The 16,513-nt window shown below is 59.2% G+C and carries 24 protein-coding genes; all 24 read right to left on the bottom strand.

Annotated features, from left to right (window positions below; all coding sequences use genetic code 11):
* Positions 1-51: 51 nt before the first annotated feature.
* Entirely contained in the window at positions 52-381 is a 330-nt protein-coding gene (locus F8197_RS06640; protein ID WP_152881186.1) for a hypothetical protein, read from the bottom strand.
* A gap of 11 nt (positions 382-392) precedes the next feature.
* On the bottom strand, positions 393-827 hold the full coding sequence (locus F8197_RS06635; RefSeq protein ID WP_152881184.1) for a hypothetical protein: 435 nt from the start codon (positions 825-827) through the stop codon (positions 393-395).
* Positions 824-1,240 (bottom strand): hypothetical protein, encoded by a 417-nt coding sequence (locus tag F8197_RS06630; protein ID WP_152881182.1) that lies wholly within the window; start codon positions 1,238-1,240, stop codon positions 824-826. Before F8197_RS06630 ends, F8197_RS06635 begins: the two co-directional genes overlap by 4 nt.
* Positions 1,233-1,433 carry a hypothetical protein gene (locus tag F8197_RS06625; RefSeq protein ID WP_152881180.1) on the bottom strand — a complete coding sequence of 67 codons (201 nt, stop codon included), beginning with the start codon at positions 1,431-1,433 and terminating at the stop codon, positions 1,233-1,235. Before F8197_RS06625 ends, F8197_RS06630 begins: the two co-directional genes overlap by 8 nt.
* A 129-nt stretch (positions 1,434-1,562) precedes the next feature.
* Entirely contained in the window at positions 1,563-2,195 is a 633-nt protein-coding gene (locus F8197_RS06620; protein ID WP_152881178.1) for an AAA family ATPase, read from the bottom strand.
* Positions 2,195-2,470 carry a hypothetical protein gene (locus tag F8197_RS06615; RefSeq protein WP_152881176.1) on the bottom strand — a complete coding sequence of 92 codons (276 nt, stop codon included), beginning with the start codon at positions 2,468-2,470 and terminating at the stop codon, positions 2,195-2,197. The genes F8197_RS06620 and F8197_RS06615 overlap by 1 nt, the downstream gene beginning before the upstream one ends.
* Before the next feature lie 2 nt (positions 2,471-2,472).
* Positions 2,473-3,174, bottom strand: a complete 702-nt coding sequence (locus F8197_RS06610) for a hypothetical protein (RefSeq protein WP_152881174.1) — start codon at positions 3,172-3,174, stop codon at positions 2,473-2,475.
* A 49-nt stretch (positions 3,175-3,223) separates the two neighbouring features.
* Positions 3,224-3,508, bottom strand: coding sequence for a hypothetical protein (locus F8197_RS06605; protein ID WP_152881172.1), 285 nt, complete (start codon positions 3,506-3,508; stop codon positions 3,224-3,226).
* 12 nt (positions 3,509-3,520) lie between these two features.
* On the bottom strand, positions 3,521-4,426 hold the full coding sequence (locus F8197_RS06600; protein ID WP_152881170.1) for an FAD-dependent thymidylate synthase: 906 nt from the start codon (positions 4,424-4,426) through the stop codon (positions 3,521-3,523).
* 124 nt (positions 4,427-4,550) lie between these two features.
* Positions 4,551-4,961 carry a hypothetical protein gene (locus F8197_RS06595; RefSeq protein WP_152881168.1) on the bottom strand — a complete coding sequence of 137 codons (411 nt, stop codon included), beginning with the start codon at positions 4,959-4,961 and terminating at the stop codon, positions 4,551-4,553.
* A gap of 57 nt (positions 4,962-5,018) precedes the next feature.
* A complete protein-coding gene (locus F8197_RS06590) occupies positions 5,019-5,261 on the bottom strand; it encodes a hypothetical protein (protein WP_152881166.1) in 243 nt (80 codons plus the stop codon).
* Between the two features lie 92 nt (positions 5,262-5,353).
* The gene (locus F8197_RS06585; RefSeq protein ID WP_152881164.1) at positions 5,354-6,349 is read right to left on the bottom strand and encodes a ribonucleotide-diphosphate reductase subunit beta; all 996 of its coding nucleotides are present in this window, start codon (positions 6,347-6,349) and stop codon (positions 5,354-5,356) included.
* Positions 6,350-6,407: 58 nt separating this feature from the next.
* Positions 6,408-8,672 carry a ribonucleoside-diphosphate reductase subunit alpha gene (locus F8197_RS06580; protein ID WP_152881162.1) on the bottom strand — a complete coding sequence of 755 codons (2,265 nt, stop codon included), beginning with the start codon at positions 8,670-8,672 and terminating at the stop codon, positions 6,408-6,410.
* An 85-nt stretch (positions 8,673-8,757) separates the two neighbouring features.
* Positions 8,758-9,246, bottom strand: coding sequence for a hypothetical protein (locus tag F8197_RS06575; protein ID WP_152881160.1), 489 nt, complete (start codon positions 9,244-9,246; stop codon positions 8,758-8,760).
* Positions 9,247-9,320: 74 nt separating this feature from the next.
* A complete protein-coding gene (locus F8197_RS06570; protein WP_152881158.1) occupies positions 9,321-9,926 on the bottom strand; it encodes a hypothetical protein in 606 nt (201 codons plus the stop codon).
* An 18-nt stretch (positions 9,927-9,944) separates the two neighbouring features.
* Entirely contained in the window at positions 9,945-10,523 is a 579-nt protein-coding gene (locus F8197_RS06565; protein ID WP_152881157.1) for a hypothetical protein, read from the bottom strand.
* A 55-nt stretch (positions 10,524-10,578) separates the two neighbouring features.
* Entirely contained in the window at positions 10,579-12,531 is a 1,953-nt protein-coding gene (locus F8197_RS06560) for an AAA family ATPase (RefSeq protein WP_373996807.1), read from the bottom strand.
* Positions 12,528-12,797, bottom strand: a complete 270-nt coding sequence (locus F8197_RS06555; RefSeq protein ID WP_152881153.1) for a hypothetical protein — start codon at positions 12,795-12,797, stop codon at positions 12,528-12,530. Before F8197_RS06555 ends, F8197_RS06560 begins: the two co-directional genes overlap by 4 nt.
* The gene (locus F8197_RS06550) at positions 12,794-13,849 is read right to left on the bottom strand and encodes a metallophosphoesterase (protein ID WP_152881151.1); all 1,056 of its coding nucleotides are present in this window, start codon (positions 13,847-13,849) and stop codon (positions 12,794-12,796) included. Before F8197_RS06550 ends, F8197_RS06555 begins: the two co-directional genes overlap by 4 nt.
* 24 nt (positions 13,850-13,873) lie before the next feature.
* A complete protein-coding gene (locus F8197_RS06545) occupies positions 13,874-14,284 on the bottom strand; it encodes a cell wall hydrolase (RefSeq protein ID WP_152881149.1) in 411 nt (136 codons plus the stop codon).
* Positions 14,285-14,326: 42 nt separating this feature from the next.
* Complete coding sequence (locus F8197_RS06540; RefSeq protein ID WP_152881147.1) at positions 14,327-14,692, bottom strand: hypothetical protein; 366 nt, start codon at positions 14,690-14,692, stop codon at positions 14,327-14,329.
* Entirely contained in the window at positions 14,689-15,018 is a 330-nt protein-coding gene (locus F8197_RS06535; RefSeq protein WP_152881145.1) for a hypothetical protein, read from the bottom strand. The genes F8197_RS06540 and F8197_RS06535 overlap by 4 nt, the downstream gene beginning before the upstream one ends.
* Complete coding sequence (locus F8197_RS06530) at positions 15,015-15,365, bottom strand: hypothetical protein (protein ID WP_152881143.1); 351 nt, start codon at positions 15,363-15,365, stop codon at positions 15,015-15,017. Before F8197_RS06530 ends, F8197_RS06535 begins: the two co-directional genes overlap by 4 nt.
* A gap of 70 nt (positions 15,366-15,435) precedes the next feature.
* Entirely contained in the window at positions 15,436-16,506 is a 1,071-nt protein-coding gene (locus F8197_RS06525) for a DNA recombination/repair protein RecA (protein ID WP_227012136.1), read from the bottom strand.
* Positions 16,507-16,513 lie beyond the last annotated feature (7 nt).

Genomic DNA, 16,513 nt, shown 5'->3' with positions numbered 1-16,513 from the left:
TCTCTCCTTAATTACGGTTTCACAGAAATACTGATTTGCAGAATTGCTACTTTACGCAAGCGGGTGCGGCGCTGGTTCGGCATACTCGATGCGATTTACGTCACACAGCTTGGCGAAGAAGCGGTGGGACTTGCCGTTGATGCGCGCCGCAAACGTGATGTGGTCGTTCTCGCACTGGCCCAGACGGATGTAGTACTTGCGCACCACCAGCTCCGTGCCGGCGGGGAGCGTTACTTCGGCGCCGGAGTCGGTGAACAGGGCGCGCGGCTTGCGCAGCGCCTTGAATAAGCCATCGTTCAAGCGGTCGCCGGCCAGGTTGAAGCTCCAGTCGGCCGCCAGCTTCAGCGCGGTGCCAAGTTTTGGAATGAAAAGACGTGCCATAAATCCCTTTCCTATCGTTTTGCCGCCTTGAGGAGCGCGGCCTTCAGTTGTCGCTTGGCGGTTGCCAAGTCGGGTGCCTTCGATACCAATTCGGCTGCGTAGATCAGCCCCTTCATAAAACCGGTGCGTTTGACCTTGCCGGCCACCTTGCGAACGCGCGGCACTGTGACGGGTATTGCCGCCAGGTGTGCGACGCTGCGCATAACTTGTTGGGCGCGGCCGGAGTCTCCTGGGCGCGTGTCGCCGGAACGGTAGATGACGCCTTTCTTCTCCAGGGAGGAGAAGCGTGCCGTGACCGACGAATAGGACAGAGACGGGTAACAGGCAAGCACTTCGTCCGAAATGCAGCCGGTGGCGCCGGTTGCCTCGATCACGTCGAGCATCAGCTGCTCCAGCTCGGTGATGTCCACCGACAGCAGAGCGGCGATTGAGGTGGCCGCTTTCATAATTCTTCAAACTTCATCGCCAGGAGCTTTTGCACCATGGCGTTCATCGCTTCGCGCGCGGCTGCCGGGGTTGCCAGGGTTTTGACCTCCGAGCCGATTTGCGCACCTGCGCTGTACTTCGCGACTGTGACACTTTCGTCGGCAACCTTCCAGTCGATCAGCACCGTGAGCGCGCCCTTAACCAGGATGCGGCGAACGCGTGCGACCTCTTTGGCTGCCGCGCCGCTGCCGGCGGTGATCAGGTCCACCACACCGTCGTCGGTGATGCCGCTGACGGCCATGAACAGGGCGTCTAAACCGGTGGAGAACTGGGCTGGCGTAATGCGGCCGCGCTCGAGCGATGAATACAGCCACTCGACCGTCGCGAACGATTTGCGGTCTAATTCTTCCTTGAGGGTGGGCAGGTTAGACATGCTGCTCTCCTGCGCGGTAGTAGAAGCCACGACCGTCCGCGCCAACCTTTTTCAGCACGCCTTCGGAGAGCATGCGGCGGGTAACTTTGCGCAGCGCCTCAAACCGGTGGCCGTATTTAGGAACGAAGTATTCGCGCTGCTTTGCGCTGGCCAGGATATGCGCCCGCTCGACATTAATTTTCTTTTCAAACATGGCATTCCCATTGCGTGACTTCACGCATTTAATGAATTCTTTGTTTCTGCATTTACTGATTTGATGAAATAAGTTTAAGAATTGATGTCAGGACTTACAAGTCGCGCGCGACCATGCCTGATGTGTTGCCTACTGCATTGCCACGCCGTCCAACTTGAGCTGGGCGCATTCCCGTTGCACGCTTTGGTGGCTGCGCGCCACCGCGTTCTTGAGCGAGGTCAGGCGCTCTGCCAGATCCGTGTTGGCGCGCGGCATATAGAAGTGCGGAATATGGACGCGCTCGTCGACGGACAAGCCGAACATCAGGCTGTTCAAGTGCGCGATGTATGCCTCATTGAGCGCTCCCTTGTTCGCCGCCGGCTGCAAGGCAATGCCTGGCTGGATCAGCAGCAGGACGGAGAAGCGCCGGTTGAGCACGTCGAAGCAACGCTGCACGTAACGGTGGAACCGATCCATGTCGGCGTCGGTGACGTTGTTGCTCAATGCCTCGGCCATGGTGTAGCCCAGCATGTCGATCGGCGTACGGTCGGCGATCGCATTGACGCCGGCGGCGGCCGCGTACTCTTTGTCCAAGCGCTCGAGGATCAGCTCTTGCGCATCGAGCCGGGTCTTGAAGTCGAAGTTGGGCTTGGAAGGGTCCAGGCCCAGCTCGGTCCAGATCTTCGTGACTGGCGACTCGATGAACATGGCGCCGGTCGCTTGCGTGTAGGCCCGCGCCAGGCTGGTCTTGCCCGTTCGGTGGGCGCCGCACAGACCGATCATTACGCCGCCTCGGCTTTCGCCAGGTTGGCGCGACGCTGGGCCAGGTTCAGTTGGCTTTTCGCGAGGCGCGCTTCCTGGTCAACCAGTTTCAATTTGGCGGCCGTGATTGCCTCGCCCCGGGTGGGGTGGAGGTCGCGCTTGCTGTAAGTAGGACCGTGCGCGGACTGCTCCCAGGAAGAAACCCAGCGCGGGCCTGGCCCCGTAAGGGTCACTTCCCTGATGGACAGCGCTGCGGTCACGACGAAGGCGTTGTACGGGTAGATTTTCTTCGCCATGGTTACGCCACCTTGGTGTCGGCAACAGCAGCCGAGTCGTCGGAGGACTCCAGCAGCGCGCGCTCACGCGCCAAGTTGCGATTGAGCGCGTCGATCACGTTGAAGTCGCCTTCGGCGTAGCGGCCCTTGAGCTTGGCATTGCCTTGCAGCTTGGTGATGTTGCTCAAGCGGATCGTAGCGTCGTTGATGCTCTTGCCGTCGGCGGCGGCAAGCTTGGCCAGCTCGTCCTTCTGCACCGCGTCGTACCAGTTGGCGTCGCCCACTTCTTCGGCGAAGTTGACCATGTCCAGTCCCTTGCCCAAGAACTGCACGCGCAGCGCTTCCAGCTGTTCGCCTGACTCGGTGAACAGTCCCAGTGCGCCATGCAGCAGACGAATGTTGAGCTTGTCCAGGGAAATACCGCGGAATTCTTCTGCCAGCAGCTCCCCGTGCGGCCCCTCGGGGTTGTTGATTTCGCCGCTGCTGTCGGCGGCGGCTAGATCCTTGAAGGAAAGTACGGACGCAAACAAGCCTTCAAGCTCGCCGACCAGTCGCTCCTGCGGGAAGTCCTTGCCGTAGTAGAGCTTGCGCTTTGCCAGGTCGGCGATCTTCGTGGCCGCAATGGCGATGTCCAGCACCGACAGGAGCGCGAATTGGTTGATGTGCAGAGCCGCCGGCACCGACTCGGTCTTGAGGGCCAGCCCTTGATATTGTTCGAATTGCATATTGTTCCTTTTGGACGATGCTGCGGCAGCGCCGCAGCATGGATATGGTTCAGACGGCGACTGGGCGAATGTCGGAGAAGCCTTCGGCGGCCGCAGCACTGGTGCTGATCAGCGACTCCAGGCGGGCAGCGACGGCGGCAGCGGTGGCAGCTTCCTGCTTGGCGGCCGCGTGCTCGGCCTGGGCCTGTTGGGCGCTGATTGCAGCTTCCGCTGCCTGTTTCTCGTGCTCCGATTCCACCTGGCGCAGTTCGGACAGGGTCTTGCCGAAGGCGGTCATGACGACAGCGGTGGTGTTTTTCTTGCCGCGCAGAGCGGCGAGTAAGTTTTGCAGCATGTGGTTCTCCGGTTATTTGATAAAGGATTGCTCGACGATCTGGCGGTATTGCTGCCAGCCGACGAAGTTCTTGCAGCGGGTGTCCGACAGCAGAAGCGGGTATGCCTGGTGCTCAACTGGCGAGGCGTGCAGCGGTTCGCTGCCAACCAGGCTCATGAACAGGGCGATGTCTTTCTCCACCGATGGCGCCTGGCCATCGTGGGTGAGGTACGAAACGCGCGCGCAGCGTGCCGCCGACAGTTGGGCCAGGTACGCCGGCTGGCCGTGGTATTCCAGACGCTCGGCGGCCGTCACGTACGGCAGGTGCCACGAAGTAGCGCGGCCCGGATCTTCGGTGCGCAACGTTGGCGTGGAGGAGGCCAGGGCCGCCTTCATGAGGATGGCCAGGTCGCGGATCTCCGGCTGCGCATCAACGTGGTCGCGCAGCGCAAAGAAATTGTCCAGTTCGGTCGCGGTGACGATCACGCTGATGTGCTGCCACGGTTCCAGCGCGCGGTTGGCCACCTGCTTGTGGATGCCGTAGCCGTTCGACCAGCGGTCAACGAAGCCACCAACGATTTCGGCCAGCTCGATCCATTCCTTCTTGAACTGCGCTTTGACTTCGGGCGAGACTTCTTCACGCGCTTGCATGCCTGGCTGGTTTTTGCCGACATGCGAGAAGAAAGCTGGATCGGCCAGGGTGGCGGCGATCATCTTGTTGACCGGGATGGCGCGCGAGGAACTGGCATTGCGCGACAGATCAGCACAGTCCATCAGGCCGACTTCCTGCAGCAGCTCTACCGACTGGTCGGCGATGGTCATTGCACGGTGCGTTTTTGCTTCCGCGTGAATGAAGCGCTGGTACTTCACTTGGAACGTAACCAGCTCTTTGCCGTTCGGGGCAATACTGTGTTCGATAATTTTGACGGTGGCGCTCATGCTGCGTGCTTTTTGTAGAAAACGTGGGCCTTGTGCGAGACGATGGCGCCGAGAACGAAGCCGACAGCTGCCGACGACACTACGGTCCAGAACAAGGTGCTAAATGGAATTGCGGCGAACGACATTAGCGACGGCTCCCGCTGCGCGAGCTGGAGAAGCTGGACCGGTACGAGCTTGACTTGCTCAGGTTGACCTTCGGCTGCCGCTTGATGACCACGGTCTTGTTGATGACGGTAGTCCGGTTAATTACACGGGTGGCCGGCGCTGGGACTGGGGCCGCGTGATTGTTCGAATTGCGATTGCCTGCCGAACCCAGCATGTAACCCACCGCGCCGCCCATGAGCATGTCGCCCACGCCCGAGCTTGGAGTTGCGGCCGGCGCCTGGTTGATGATCACTGGCGCTGCTGCGGCCGGCTGCGCTGCTACCTGGATTGGCTGGGCCGCCGGCGCGACCGCGTGAGGTGGCACTTCCTGCTGACGGCTGCAAGCTGCCAGCGAAGTCAGCATTGCGATGGCTAAGAGTGAACGTTTCATAATTCCCTTATGGTTGAAAAATAAACAATACCGATGTGAGTCTGGACGGCGTGTGGATTACTGCGGTTGTGCGAATTCGACGTTGACGCCTTTTGTTGCCAGCAATTCCTTGATCGCCGGCATGGCTGCGCGCGCGCGGTGGCCGTGGTCGAAGCCCTGGTTTGCATAGAAGGCCAGGGTGGACAGCACGAACATTGCGCAGCTTTGCGTCATCATTTCGGCGACAACTTCCTGTTGCTCAGCCGGGGAAACATCAGCGGTCGCTGACTTCGCCTTAAACTGAAAAACGTTATCTGTCATGGGTTTCTCTCCTGTTGCAGCAAGGGCATCGCGCCCTTGCTTGAACTTATTATAGCTCAGTACTTACTTACATTTTCAGGCAAAACTGTCAGTTATGACCATTCAAGACCGCCTGCTTGATAGTCCGTCGGCTTACCTTCAAAGAAGTTCACCTCGGAGCCGTTCACTGCCGAGAACTTCTCCACCCATGGGGTTGGATTCTTCACGCCGGGGTAGAGCGGTTCCCAGCCCAGGCGCGCAGCGCGTACGTTAGCCAGGTGCTTGATGCGCAGCTCGACGATGGCGTCGGTCAGGCCCAGCACGCCGCCTTCGATAGTGTGTTTGCCCCAGGAGATTTCCAACTCGACGGCAGCCATCATGAGCTTGCGCGCTGCTGCGTAGAATTCCGGCGTGAAGATTTCCGGATTCTCCTGCTGCAGCGTCTCGTACATGCGGCAGAAGAACTCCAGGTGCGTTTCCTCATCGCGCTGGATGTACTTGATGTGGTCGGCGCTCTTGAGCATCTTGCCGTTTTTGGCCAGCACGTAAAAATTGAGGAAGCCTGAGTAGAAGTAGATGCCTTCCAGGCAGATATTGCCGATCACCGCCAGGGCAAACTTGACTGGCGTGAAGTCGCCCTTCAGCTCGTCGGACTGGGCCATGATGAATTTGTTCTTGTTAGCCAGGATCTCGTCGGTCTGATACATGCCGTAGATTTCCTGCGGCGCCAGCGAAACGGCCTCGGTCATGGTCGCGTAGGAACGAACGTGGTTCGCCTCCTCGTAGGCTTGGCGCGCGAGCGTCATCGATGCTTCGGGGGAGGTGACGTGCCGGCCGATGTTGGTGATCAGGTTGTTGAACTGGATGCCGTCCAGGTTCGACAAGAAGGCCAGGGAGCGGTCGTACATTTGACGCTCGGCCTGATCCATGCGGGTGCGATAGCACAGCACATCGTCGCCCATGGGAATCGACTTCGGCAGCCAGTGGTTGTTCTCCATTCGGTCGAGCATTTCCCACGCCCATGGGTGCTTTAATGGCGAGACGCACATCAGCTTGTCTTCGGGGCCGTTGATCAGGCGGCGGGCGTTGATCATTTCAATGAGGTTCATCGTGTTTCTGTAAATGAGGAATTGAGGAAAAGGGGCCGAAGCCCCTTTTGTTACCGCGTTACTGGCAGGATTCGCAGTTAGGGTTATCCAGGCTGCAGAGGTTGTTGACTGGTTCCTCTTCCACCGGCGCCTGAATCTCTACCTTTGGGCCAACTTCTGCCGTCTTTGCCGATGCCGACTGGCCGCGCAGGTAGTAGGTGGTTTTCAAGCCCAGTTGCCAAGCCGTCGTGTAGATCACGTCCAGGTCTTTACCTTTGACGTTGGCCTTCACGAAGATATTGGTCGACTGCGCCTGGTCGGGCCATTTCTGACGAACGCCGGCGGCCTTGAGCAGCCACATCGCATCGACTTCGAACGCTTCCTTGCACAACTCTGGGCGGCCGTAGCGCAGCGACGGATCGGTGACGATGAAGCTACCGGACAGGTTTTTCTTCACCACCTCGCGCAGGAAGATCGGTTCGATGGTCGGAGTCGTGCCGACAATGTTCGAAATAGTGGCGGTCGGAGCGATGGCCATGGTGTTTGAGTTGCGCATGCCGGTAGCCATCACCTTGTTGCGCAGCGCTTGCCACTTGGCCACGTCGGGCTGGTGGGAGGTCAGCGCCACTGCAGCAGGCTTGGCGGTGTCGATCGGCAGAATGCCTTTGCTCCACAGGCTGCCCGGGAACGTAGCGTAGGCGCCGCGCTCGATGGCCAGGTCTGCGGAGGCGTCGATGGCGGCGTACGAGAACTCTTCCATCAGTTTGTCAGCCGCTTCCAGATGCTCCTGGCTTTCCCAGTCGATGCCGTTCTTCACCAGCCATTCGGTGTAGCCCATCATGCCCAGGCCGACAGGGCGGTGGCGCAGGTTCGATGCCTTCGCGCGGTCGCTGCCATAGAAGTTGATGTCGATGACGTTGTCCAGCATGCGCATGGCGGTGCGGATCACGCGTTTCATGTGCTCGGTGGACTTCATGACTGCCATGTTGACGCTACCGATGTTGCAGACGGCAGTTTCGTCGTCGCTCGTGTTGAGCGTGATTTCCGTGCACAGGTTGGAGCTGTGAACGACGCCGACGTGCTGCTGCGGGTTGCGGCGGTTGCACTCGTCCTTGAAGGTGATCCACGGGTGGCCGGTTTCGAACAAGGCGCCCAGAATCTTCTTCCACATGTCCATCGCTGAAACCTGCTCGACGTACTTGCCAGCCGTTTCCAGCTCGGTGTAGCGCGCTTCGAACGCCTCGCCGTACAGCTCGTGCAGTTCCGGGTAGGTGTGTGGGCAGAAGAAGCTCCAGACGCCTTTTTCTTCTTTGCGCTGCATGAACAGGTCGTTCATCCAGAATGCAGGAAAAATATCGTGCGCGCGTTGACGGTCGTCGCCCGATTCCTTCTTGAGGTCGATGAAAGCGAAGGCGTCCGGGTGGTGCGGTTCGATGTAGGCCGCGAAGGAGCCGGCGCGCTTGCCGCCTTGGTTCACCGCCACTGCGGTGTCGTTGAACACCTTCAAGTAAGGCACGATGCCCGAACTGGTGCCGTCGGTGCCCTTGATATAGCCGCCCATGCCGCGCAAGCGATGCCAGTCGGTGCCCAGGCCACCGGCGTACTTGGACAGGATCGCGCATTCTTCGATGGTGCCGTAGATCGAGGCGAAGCGGTGGGTGCCTTCGTCATTGGTAATGGTGTCGGCGACCGAATTCAGGAAGCAGCTGGCCAGTTGGGCGTGCAGGGTGCCCGAGTTGAACAGGGTGGGTGTGGAATTGATGAATTCGTGGTGCGACAACACGTTGTAGAACTCGATGGCGCGCTCGGTAGGCTTTTCCTCGAGGACCGACAGGCCCATGGCAACACGCATGAAGAAGTGCTGCGGCAGCTCAATGGTGCGCTTTTGCTGGTCGCGGATCAGGTACCGGTCGGCCAGCGTCTGGATGCCGATGTAGGTGAATTGACGATCACGCTCCGGCGCGATGGCGTCGTTCAGGCGGTTCAGGTCGAACAGGTTGACCAGGCGCGTGTCGAGCTTCGAGTTTGCCACGCCGGCCACCAGGTAGGTGCGCAGGTGCGGATAATCGATGTCGTTCCAGGCTTCCTTATACAGCTTGAGCAGCACCAGCCGTGCAGCGACGAAGGTCCAGTCTTGCGCTTCGATGTTGTTCAGGCCTGCGGCCGCCTGGGTGATCGAGTCATGGATCATCGAGGTCTTCATGCCGTCGAAGAACAGTAGGTTGGCGTTCATTTCCAGCTCGGACTGGGATACGTCAAGGCCTTGGGTGGCCCATTCGGTCAGTTTGTGGATCTTGTTGATGTCGCGTGGTTGGGTGCTGCCGTCGCGCTTGGTTACAAACATTGCTTCGTCCTTTGAGGTGAAAGTAAAACTGGAATGTGAATTATATATAAGTCAGCACTGACTTACATTTTAAAGCGTGAAAAAATTACCAGGCGTCGCCCGAAGCGGACTCCGGGATGTCGGCTGAGACTTCAGGGAGGTAGGGCAGCGTTTCGTCCAATATGAGGTCATAAGGGTGAACGACGTCACCTTTGACGATCTTTGACTGGTTGCAGCGACTGAGTTTGCAACTGGCTGTCATGACTTCGCTTTCGCGCATCGCTGAGTGCTCGTAGTGTCGTTCTGTTTTGAACGTGACCATTTCGCAGTTAATGCATTGCGGGGTCTTTTTCTCTAACTCGCGGCGTATCTTCTCGGCTTGCGCGTGCTGTTGATGCTGAACATACGCGGGATCGCGGACTTCGAAAGGGTTGACTGGGATCATGACGTGAACCGGCCCCATTGACGCCAACAGCCCGGCCGGCTCAGTTTTGAAGGTGCCCATGAACTGGTCTTCAAACTTGGACCGTGTGAGCTTTTCATCCCCAAAGTCCTTTAGCCAGTCGTGCCACAAGTGATTCTTCGTGATTGCCATTTGCTGTTCCAGATAAGTCAGTGCAAATGAATAATAGCTCAGTACTGACTTATCTTTTCAGGCAAAGGTAGAACTTATGCTGCCGCTGCAAGCTTAAACATTGGGGAGCTGCGGTACATAGCAATAGTTTGACGAAACTCGTCCGTGGCCATCCCGGCTTCGATTGCAGCGACGGCATCGGCCAAGTGTTCGCAGACGCTGGCGATAGGGACCATCACGCCCGCCTTCTTCTGCATTGGCCACGGCGCGTTTGGATACTTCGCCATCATTGCTTCGATCATTTCTTCCTTAGTGGCGGTCTTAACGCCGGCGCCGGCCAGCTTCACTTCGGTCGGGGTGACTTGAACCATGGGCACCGCCTGCCCGACTGCCGCCAGTACGCCAATGCAGACGCCGTAGGAGGCCATCGCGCGCGACGACTGGCTGCCGACTGGTACCTCAACGAACGCCAGCCAGATGCCTTTGACTGCGCCCATTGCCGCGCCGTGCAGTATTTTGGCGCGCTCCAGATCTTCGCTGTTTTTGCGAACCACCTTGCGCACTTTCTTGTCTTTCTCGGGCGCGGTCTTCGCGAGTTCAAAGCGGTCCACCACGAACGTCAAGGTGTCGAGGTCGAGCGTCGCGAAGGCGATCCCGAAGTTTTGCAGGGAAGGGTCCATGCCGCAGATTTTCATTTTCATCGTTATTTCCAGTCGTCGTTACCAGGAGCCGTATTGCTCATAGTCGGTTGCTTTTTCTGCCACTTCCTCCACCTTGGCCGCTTGGCGCTCGACAGCATGGATCTCATGCATAGCCTCGCGGAAGTTGCGGCCGGCGGCCGCCGTACAGTGGGAGCGGAAATTGTCGAGGAGGTTCTGGCCTTCCTGCTCCGTCAGTTCCACCTGGGTGTAGCCCGAGGCTTCGCTTCCCGACTCGGGCACCAAGACAAAGATCAGGCGGTTGGTTGCGCCGACGTAGACGCCGTCGAAAATGAAGGTTTCGCCGCCAACATGCGATACCTTGCGATAGCCTTTGCCCGGCACCTTCGCCGTCAGTGTCGCTGGCGAGAGGAGGTCCGTCTTGACCTTTTCATCCATCGAGAAATATGCCGACATTGCTTCTGCCAGCTCCTTCGTTCGTCGGATCGTTTCCTCGCTGACCGACTGCGCTGCTTTTGCCATTTGTTCACTGCCTTTCGTAATTTCTGAATCGAAATATTCATCGACCAGGATTTGGGTAATTTCGGTACCTCGCAGGGGGCGGCCTGTCATCGTCGCGCCGAAATTCTCGCGAATCATCTTTGCGACGATAGACTTGCCAGCCCTGCGCGGCTGGGTCGTGATTACGTCCCGCTTAGGACGTGGCGCGTGTATTGGCGCCGGTAATAGTGGAGACACCACCAGTTTTCTCCACCGTGATGACGTTATCGATCCAGTCGGCCAGCGAGTTGTGGCTGATCACCACCACGGTGCCGTGCGACTTCGCTTTGGTGTCGAGGATGGTCATCAGACGCTCCAGGCCGGCCTCGTCCAGCGCGTCGTCAATCTCGTCGCCGATCCACAGGCCCAGAGGCTTCTCAGCGCGCGTAGCGACCATGTCCTGCAGCGCCATGTTGGTGGCCAGGCGCACCTTGCGCTTCTCGCCGCCCGACAGGCCTTTGAACGAGTCGGCGCCGGTGTCGTTGGTCACTGCGATGTTGAACTTCTCGCGCAGTTCGCCCTTGGCGGTTTTGGACAGCGTGGACCAGGTGGCAACGATATTGCCGTCGGACAGGGCGCCAAGGTATTCGCCAGTCTTCTCGTTCAGGAACGGAGTGACGGTGTCCAGAATATGGGCGCGCACGCCGGCAGGGCCGAACACAGTTACCACGTCATTGGCCAGGGCCAGCTTGTCTTCCAGCTCGGCCACGCCGGTCGATGCGGTGGCAATATCGGTCTTGCAGCGCTTGATGTCGTCTTTTTTCGACTCAACCGCTTTGGTCCAAGGGTTCGCTTCGGCCAACTTGGCGCGGGCGCCAGCCTTGATGCCATCAATTTCTTTGTGGTGGGCCGCAATTTGCGCAGTCAAGCGGGTCGCGGCTGCGATCTGGCCAGTCAGCACGCTCAGCCTGGCGGCGTCGGCCGTCGTGTCGGTCATCGTCGCCTGGAAGTCGCTCACGGCTTTGACGGTGGCCGCGTGGCATTCAATCGCGGTGCGGCAGCTTGTGACCGCTTCGATCAGATTCTTCTTGGCCAGCGCCACGCCGTTGACGCGCAACTCCTTAACCTTCTCCAGGTCGTGCTCACAATAGGTCTTGCTGCACTCGCCGCAGGCGGTACCGACGCGGGAATTGACGGTGGCCAGGTTTTCCTCGGCCTTTGCCTTCGCGGTTTTCAGCTGCTCGACGGTGGAGCGGAAACGCGTAACCTTGTCGCCGGCGGCGCGCTCCAGGGCGGAGAGGCTGCGCAGTTCTTCCTGCTGACCGCTCACGGCGGCCAAGCGGGCCTCTACTTCGGCCTTTTCCGTGGTCAGTGTTGGCTCGTCCAGCGCGGTCAGCTCGGCCGTCTTCGTGACGATAGCCGTTTCGATCGGCGACATGCCAGCCAGCACAGCCAGCGCGCGGCCCCGGCGACCGGTTTCAAACGAACCATGCTCGGTTTCGGCATTAGTCAGTTCGCCCTCTAGAGCGCCCAGGCGGCTGCCGAGGGATGCGACGTGGGTCTGCGCAGCCACGAGGCTCTTTTCGATCACCAGCGCCCGTTTGCCGGCTTCCTTGTAGGCTTCGCCCAGCTCTTCAACGCCGGCCGCCTCCTCGATCAGCAATTTGAGCTGCTTGTCGGTCATGCCCGGCAGATCGGGCATCATTTCTTGGCCGGCGTAGATCGCGCCCCGGAACACGTCTAGGCCGCAGCCGACGATCTTGTTGACCACTTCCTGGGTCTCGCGATCGGTTCCCTTGTGCAGGGCTACCGGCGGGGTGCCGGGGCTGAGAATTTGCCACACCAGCAGCTGGTTCTTCTGCTTGGTGTGCTTGCGGTAGCGCTCAATGCGGTACTGCACTTCGCCATCTTCAAGCACCGTGACCACGCTCGTGTCTTTTTTGGCCGTGCGGTTGACCACTTCATCGCCCGAGACGCCGCGCGCGGTTTCGCCGTAAAGGCACCAGCACAGACCGTCGACAGCGGAGGACTTGCCGGCGCCGTTGGAGGTAGCCGAGCTATCGGCCGAGTTGATGCCCTGGATCAGCAGCAGGCCGCGATCGTCCAGTTCCAAGCTGGCTGAGCCGATCGTGAGGAAGTTTTCGATTTGGAGTGATGGGATTTTCACAGCGTTGAAGCTCCATTTTTATTGAGAATGTGGGTCAGTTCGGAGCCGGCCGTATGGACGAGGCGGGCTTGGCCCACGCAGGTGAACTCGTCGGCAGTTGCCGTAACGACGCCGCGCCAGAGGTAGACACCTGGGGTTTCGGGGAAAAATGTCAGGTACTCCAAGTGGTCGTCGTCCGCGATCTCCTTGAGCAAGTCGTCGCTGGCGGCCAAGACGGCGTTACCTGACTGCGGTACGGCCGAGACGGCGAGAAGTGCCCAGCTCATGCGACGCTCCGCACGGCCGCCAGCACGTCAGCGCATTCAGCAGCCACAGCCGCCTCGAGCCTGAAGCCCTTGGTCTTGATGAAGTCGCCGATCGACTGCTCCAGCGTGGCCCCAGCCTTGAGCAGGGTGCCGCCGGCGCGCGCGGTTGCCGACGCGATTTTCTTTACCGGGAGAATGGTGACGCCGTGCGCGCCGACGCTGGTCAGATAGTCACGCATCATCGTCACGTCCGACTCTTTCGACGTGTCCATCTTGACGCGCACATAGTTGCCATCGACGATAAGGGGAATTTCGCTTGCGTCGGTGCCGCCGTCGATCTCGACGAAGGAGGGCGCGTGGCTTGCCATCCACTTCACATCGGTGTCGTCGACCAGGAGGAAGCCCGCCTTCGCGCCGATGTCGCTCCAGGTCTGCGCGGTGAGGCTGCCGATCGACCACACGTTGCCGCCTACGTTCTTGTGATGGTGGTAGTGGCCAGCGAAGACGCGGCGGTAGCCCAGGCTGTTCAAGTAGCCCCAGTCCAGACCGTGATCAGGCAGGCCTGGGATGACGCCGTCGATCGGCGCGTGCAGCAACAGGTCGCAGCCAGGACGGTCTGCGGGGGCAACGTGCTCGATGGCAACCTTGAGGTCAGCCAACTTGGGAATCCAGGGAATGATCACCATGTCGTCGAAAGCGTGATAGTTCGGCGCATTGACGACGTGGCAGCCGATGCCCTCCAGCGAGGTGATGGCACTGCTCACGCGGGCCGCTTCCTTGCCTTCCAGGTCGTGGTTGCCGGCGTTGATGACGAAGCGAATGCCCTTGGCGATCAGTTCCTTGTAGCAGTCCATGGTCGGGTTGAGCACCGACGGCGCAATCGAGCCGCGTACGTGGAACAGGTCGCCGCCGTGGTAGATGGTGTTGCCACCCGCCTTGAGCACCGCGTCGGCACAGCGGCGCGTCTCGCTTAATGTTTCGGCCAGGCGGCTGTTGATGCCATCCGGCGTGGTCGTCGCAAACGCGGACCAGCCGTGATGGTGAGTGTCACTGATAACGCCAAATGGCTTCATTGGGTGTTGCTCCTATGTCAGTACTTACTTATTACTGGATTTATAAAAAAGATGACTACCTAGAGTCATCACGTATTGCTCAGTGTGGCGCCACTTCGGGCGCACACGCTTGGCGTGGAAGAAGGTCGCTCCGTCGGTGAAGTCTGGTACCCGGCGGTTCATTACGTCGCGCGCCACTTCCAGCGCTAAATCCCAGGCCTCTTTTTCCTTCGGCGGCCCTTGCTTCCCGGTTGTCCAGCTGAATTGCCCCGGCCTATGTACCTCCTCGCAAACCCGTTTGGGTTCCCATCCCGCTCGGTTCATCGTGACTAGCGCAACTGCTTGCTGACCTCCTAAAACCTCACCTCGCGCCTCGTTATAAATGTTGAGCGCGAGGCACATCAATGCTGCTGAAATGCCCATGCGGTACCTCAAAATCTCTGTATCAATGGTCATTATAGTCTAGTAAGTCAGGACTTACTTACAATTGACCGCGGATCAGCGCAGTTTGATTGCTTTTGCGATGACCGCTTCGGATCGCATTGGATCAACTCGAAACGCCTTCATGGGAAGGCATCGCTGCTTGCAGTGGGTGAATAGGGGGAAACTGTTTGGCCCTTCCCAGTCGTCGATATGCGTCAGGTGGACCATTCGCTTGCTGCCGTCCTTCCAAAGAACCCCGACCGCTGTAATGCCGGCGTCGCGGCACTTCTGCAGGGCCGATGCTTCGATGCACCAGGCGTACTTGGCACGCATGATCTCGCGCTTGCTGCGCAGCGCCAGGTACAGCTTGCTGCCGCCGGCCGTCTCGTAGAACACGCCAGTCAGCTTGCCCATCAGACGGTTTTCGGTACGGACGCTCAAAACATCCCCCAGGATTCGTCGTAACAGGCCGCGTCAATTGCCGCCCGTTCGGCCCGCTGCCTTGCCATGTCTTGAGCTACCTCGTGCTCAGCGACGAGATTGGTACCCCAGGACGTGTAGTGGAATCGAAGCGATTTTTCGCTGTCGATTGCCGCGTCCAACAGGAGGTGAACTTCCCGGGCGAAGAATTTCGTGTCGCTGCTTTCTTTCTTCCGCTGCTCACGAAGCCAGCAGAGGTAGGCCGCGTCCTTCTTGAATATTTCTGCGACTTTTTGTCCCTTGTACTTTCCCCAAGGGAGGGTGTTTTCTAATCCGATATCACTCACTCAATCCTCCTCAAATACACCACACAAGTACGCTTGTGTGGTGGGGCGATGTGCGGGCCAAAGATTTTCTGGATGAAGGTCATCAGACGCTGCGGGGCGCCAGCCGGATCGTTTGCCAGCTCGGTGTGATTCTTGTGTGCGTGGACCTCGCAAAGCTCTTCCAGCTTGCCCATTTCAACGCTGATCACCGCAGCGCGCCCAAATACGGCCTTTTCTTTCTCGTCCATCAGGAACACTTCCTGACCCGGTGTCAAAACTTTCGCCATCTTGCCGCCCAGACGGACTGTGTTGAATTCGCCTTCCAGGCCAACGTGCGGCGGGATGAAACCGATAACTTGTACGTGCATGCGAACTCCTATAAACAACCGCGACGATGTTGCCGCGCGGTTGCATTATAGTTATGACTCCAGCTGATTCTTAGGCGGTAGCGTCGTCGTTTTCGGGGAACATCATCGCGACCAGTTTCTCGCGCAGACCAGTTTCGGCGCCGATCAGATCAGCCATGCTGCGCTTGGACAAACGCTTGCCATCCCACGTAACGTAGCCGTTCGATGGTGAGTCCAGCAGCTTTTGCTCCAGCATCAGCTCCACCAGCGAATAGTCGCGGTCGAAGCGCGCCACGCCGTCTTCGTCGAAGGACATGCGCAGCTCCGTCTTCTTGAATGGCTTGGTCAGCTTGGACTTGGTGACTTCGATCTTGATGTTCTGGCCCACGAATTCCTTGCCGCCCTTGGACTGCAACATGATCTTTTCGCGACCGAGCGAAATGCGGTTGGTGGCGTAGTATTCCATCGCCTTGCCGCCCGGGGTGGTGCGCGGGTCGCCGAACACGACGCCGATCTTGAGGCGAATCTGGTTCAGGTACAGGAAGGTGGCGTTATATTCCTCGCAGTACTGCGCCATCACCTTGAGCGTAGTGGACGTCACACGAGACAGCGCCGACGTGTCGTTCATGGTGAAGGTGTCGATCTCGCGGCGCACGCCCTTGGCGTCGTACAGCATCGACATCGGAATAGCCGACGCGATCGAATCAAACACAAACAAAATCGGTGCCGAGTCAGGGATAGCTTTCGATGCGCGGATTGCACGGCAGGCCTTGCCAGCCCAAGCGTTGCCACTTTCCCACGTCTCCGCCTTGTTGTAGAGCCAGTACGGGCGCGCGCTGTTCAAGCCGAAGCCCTCGGCCAGGCCGACGTCGAACGAGCGTTCCCAGTCGATGAAGCCGGCCACGCCGCCCATCTTTTGCGCTTGCACCATCCATTCGGTGGCCAGGGCGGTTTTGCCCGAGGACGACTCGCCAAACATTTCAACCATGCGGCCGAACGGAAGACCTCCATCAGGACGGCCCGACAGCGCTTCGTTGAGCGGCGCAAAGCCGGTATCGATGAACTGGGTGACGCGGGAATTGCCGTCATTCTCACCGATCGCTGCATCGAGCAGCTTCATCAGGTCTTCGGCGGTGCCAGAGTTCTTTGGAGAGGTAGCCATCTGTGTT

The sequence above is a fragment of the Duganella sp. FT27W genome (assembly GCF_009295655.1).
GTDB lineage: Bacteria > Pseudomonadota > Gammaproteobacteria > Burkholderiales > Burkholderiaceae_D > Rugamonas > Rugamonas zoogloeoides.
Note: the sequence above shows the minus strand (reverse complement) of the source record. Positions and strands in the feature narration are given on the sequence as shown.